Source organism: Alicyclobacillus suci, assembly GCF_017329615.1.
GTDB lineage: Bacteria > Bacillota > Bacilli > Alicyclobacillales > Alicyclobacillaceae > Alicyclobacillus > Alicyclobacillus suci.
The window spans coordinates 1-3034 of sequence record NZ_JAFMTW010000098.1; the positions used below are offsets into that span (position 1 = coordinate 1).

4 protein-coding genes and 1 pseudogene are annotated in these 3034 nt (G+C 46.5%); 3 read left to right on the plus strand and 2 right to left on the minus strand.

Annotation, left to right across the window (positions count from 1 at the left end; translation table 11 throughout):
• Positions 1 to 206 precede the first annotated feature (206 nt).
• A complete protein-coding gene (locus tag J3482_RS19730) occupies positions 207 to 680 on the minus strand; it encodes a CDI toxin immunity protein (RefSeq protein WP_206923032.1) in 474 nt (157 codons plus the stop codon).
• 166 nt (positions 681 to 846) lie between these two features.
• Here J3482_RS19730 and tnpA point away from each other — a divergent pair, with 166 nt between their 5' ends.
• From tnpA to tnpC, 3 genes and pseudogenes are all read left to right on the plus strand, one after another.
• Complete coding sequence (gene tnpA / locus J3482_RS19735) at positions 847 to 1128, plus strand: IS66 family insertion sequence element accessory protein TnpA (protein ID WP_206923033.1); 282 nt, start codon at positions 847 to 849, stop codon at positions 1126 to 1128.
• Between the two features lie 188 nt (positions 1129 to 1316).
• Positions 1317 to 1643 carry an IS66 family transposase gene (locus J3482_RS19740; RefSeq protein WP_206923034.1) on the plus strand — a complete coding sequence of 109 codons (327 nt, stop codon included), beginning with the start codon at positions 1317 to 1319 and terminating at the stop codon, positions 1641 to 1643.
• Between the two features lie 87 nt (positions 1644 to 1730).
• Positions 1731 to 2709 (plus strand): annotated as a pseudogene (gene tnpC / locus J3482_RS19750) (IS66 family transposase).
• Positions 2710 to 2718: 9 nt separating this feature from the next.
• Here the strand turns inward: tnpC and J3482_RS19755 are convergent.
• The coding region (locus tag J3482_RS19755) for an ATP-binding protein (RefSeq protein ID WP_236018416.1) at positions 2719 to 3034 on the minus strand (316 nt) is incomplete at its 5' end.

The following is a 3034-nucleotide window of genomic DNA, read 5'->3' on the forward strand; positions in this document are numbered from 1 at the left end:
ACTGCTCTCTCGATAACAAACTCATGTGTACGTCCTCCCAAACTTGTACTCCCATTTTACTGGGGTTGGGAGTTTACACAAAATATTTTACACCCTCCATTTTGGACTTGATCACCACGCCTCGAAAATATCTTAAAAATTACAAATTTTAACGTTGTAACGTTGTTAAACAACAGTATAATTTTTCACACAAGTATATTGTGGTATTAATCTTCCTCAAATTTTCGCCGAAATGAATCCCACTTTCCAGGGTCTGTGAAGGTAATATTGATGATTATTTGTCCATCATCATTGGGATGTAAATGGATAACATACCCCATCTTTGCACAAATAATATACATATCCGAATCCACAAGTTTCTCCACATTATGAATCGTCTTTAAAAGGCTTGCATTAAACCCAAAATCGTCGTCTTTTGAGTTTGCCCAAATCACATAAACCCTAGCATATACTTTGTTCAGTCGTTCCCTTAAAACGGGCATAATAGCATTGGGTTCGTCCACACTTACTTTATCTTGAATGAGTTCCCAAATTATATAACCATACGTATCTATGGGAAGAAGGGATTGTAATATGTTAATTATCTCCTTCTCGTCATCCTTAGTAAGCAGAATCCCACCCGATTTTCTTTCAGAGTCCAATATATTCATTCGTTCAACTGTTATTGAAGAATACTCCATTTGTCTCACCTCGACATCCAATTTATTCAATACTAATACTATACCGAATTAAATTGTATTAAACTCACTGTATGTATAAAAGTGAGCGTCAAATAGAGAACACTTGTTTATTCTGGGGTTTTACCTGGACAATGTCGTTAAAGGTCATCCAGGGGGCGAAAGAATAATGAAAAGAGCGGATTTAGAGCAGTTGCGCGAGACGTGGCGGGAACGCATTGACCAGTTTCGCGCTAGCGGTCTGTCGGGTGCAGCTTGGTGCGCTGAAAATGGCATCAAAGAGCATCAACTGTGGTACTGGATTCGTCGGTTCCCCGATTCACTATCTGGCAATCAACCGCGTTTCGTGTCTGTGTCCGTAGAGCCTCTTCCTCCTTCTTCATCAGGTTCTCCTATTTCCATACGCATCGGTGCTGCCACCATGGAAGTTCAACCGGGATGTGACCTGTAATTTCTTAAGCAACTCGTGAACGTTCTTGCCTCGACATGCTAGACGAGAACTGAACTGGTTGCTGGACGGCCTGTCCGTCACACAGCAACGTGCACATGCCAGGGTCACAGCCACCCGAGTTGTGTAAGATTTGGCAGGGGGGTTGTTGAAAAAAACGCTCGAAAACGCAGTCACGACAAGAGATTTGGATGTCTTGTGTCGAAACCTTATACATGGAAAATACGAGAACGGATACCCCGGACAAAACTGAAAATCTAGAGGCGTGGTGTACAGCCTTAGAACGAGAGAATGCACACCTGAAGGCACAGTTGAACTGGCTCACGGAGCAAGTGCGCCTCTCTCGGCATAAACAGTTCGGGACACAAAGTGAGCGGTCGAGCGACATCCAAATCTGGTTATTTAACGAGGCGGAGTGGACATCTGAATCGTCTGAGCCGTTACTTCAAGAACAACCGGAGACGGAAACCATCACCTATGAGCGGAATAAGAAGCAATCCGGTCAACGCGAAGAGTGATTCATAGATTTGCCGGTAGAGCGAGTGGAATACCGGTTGCCGGAAGAAGAGCTTGGTTGCCCCTGTTGCGGTGAACCCATGCATGAAATGAGCACGCAGGTGCGGCGCGAGTTAAAAATCATCCCGGCCAAGGTACTGGTCGTGGAGCATGTGCAGTACATCTATGGCTGTCGACCATGTGAGCAAAATGGCCCCGCGTTTCCGGGAAGTTTCGCATCTGCATCTGCTGTGGCGTATGTCATGGGTAAGAAGTACGTTGAGGGGATGCCTTTATATCGCCAGGAACAACAGTTTGCAAGACAGGGCGTGGCATACCCGGCAGACGCTGGCCAATTGGGTGGTCACAGGTGCGCATCGGTGGTTGCGGCTGCTCTACGACCGCTTCCACACTGAACTGCTTGCACGCAAGTACCTTCATGCCGACGAGACAACGCTGCAGGTATTGCATGAAGCTGGCCGGGCTGCAACGTCAGATTCCTACATGTGGTTGTATCGAAGTGGGAACAACGGCCCGCCCATTGTGCTCTACGACTATCAAGAAAGTCGGTCGAAAGAGCATCCGAAGAAATTCCTGAAGGGATTCGCGGGTTATCTGCACGTGGATGGATATAGCGGATACCACGATGTAGAGCATGCGACACTCGTTGGATGCTGGGCACACGCGAGGCGCAAGTTTGACGAAGCAGTGAAGTCACTGCCATCGTCGGATCAGAAAATGCCAACTGCTGCGCGAGTTGGACTCCAGTATTGCAATGAGTTATTCAAGATAAAGCGTGGGCTCAAAGATAAGATCGCGGAACAACGTCATGAACAGCGACAGAAGCAAAGTCGCCCTGTACTGGACGTGTTTTTGGCATGGTTAGAAAAGCAGAACGGCGAAGTGACGCCAAAGAGCGCCTTGGGAAAAGCCATCACGTATTGCCTGAATCAATGGAGCAAACTCATCGTGTTTACGGAAGACGGGAATCTGGAATTAGATAATAACCGGAGTGAGCGTTGCATTAAACCGTTTGTATTTGTCAAGCGAAAAATCCCCCACATGTTCACCGAAAAATCCCCCACCTAAAACTGGGCATCATGCAAGGTTTTGCTTTTCAAGCCACTCCTTCGTCTCTTTCATGCGAAACGAATTTCCGTTCATGTTAATCGTGTAGGATTGGTGAGTCAGCCGGTCAATCATGGCTGCTGTCATGACAGGATCTTGGAATATCTCGCTCCAACGTTCGAATGACAGATTTGTCGTGATCATGGTGGATTTGCGCCCAGCTCGTAGGGAGAGATGGGTAAATAGAAGAGGGTGTAAAATATTTTGTGTAAACTCCCAACCCCAGTAAAATGGGAGTACAAGTTTGGGAGGACGTACACATGAGTTTGTTATCGAGAGAGCAGTT

Bases quoted from the DNA above. Each gene is read 5' to 3' on its own strand.
- J3482_RS19730 (WP_206923032.1), bottom strand. From the start codon at position 680: ATGGAGTATTCTTCAATAACAGTTGAACGAATGAATATATTGGACTCT.
- tnpA (WP_206923033.1), top strand. From the start codon at position 847: ATGAAAAGAGCGGATTTAGAGCAGTTGCGCGAGACGTGGCGGGAACGC.
- J3482_RS19740 (WP_206923034.1), top strand. From the start codon at position 1,317: ATGTCTTGTGTCGAAACCTTATACATGGAAAATACGAGAACGGATACC.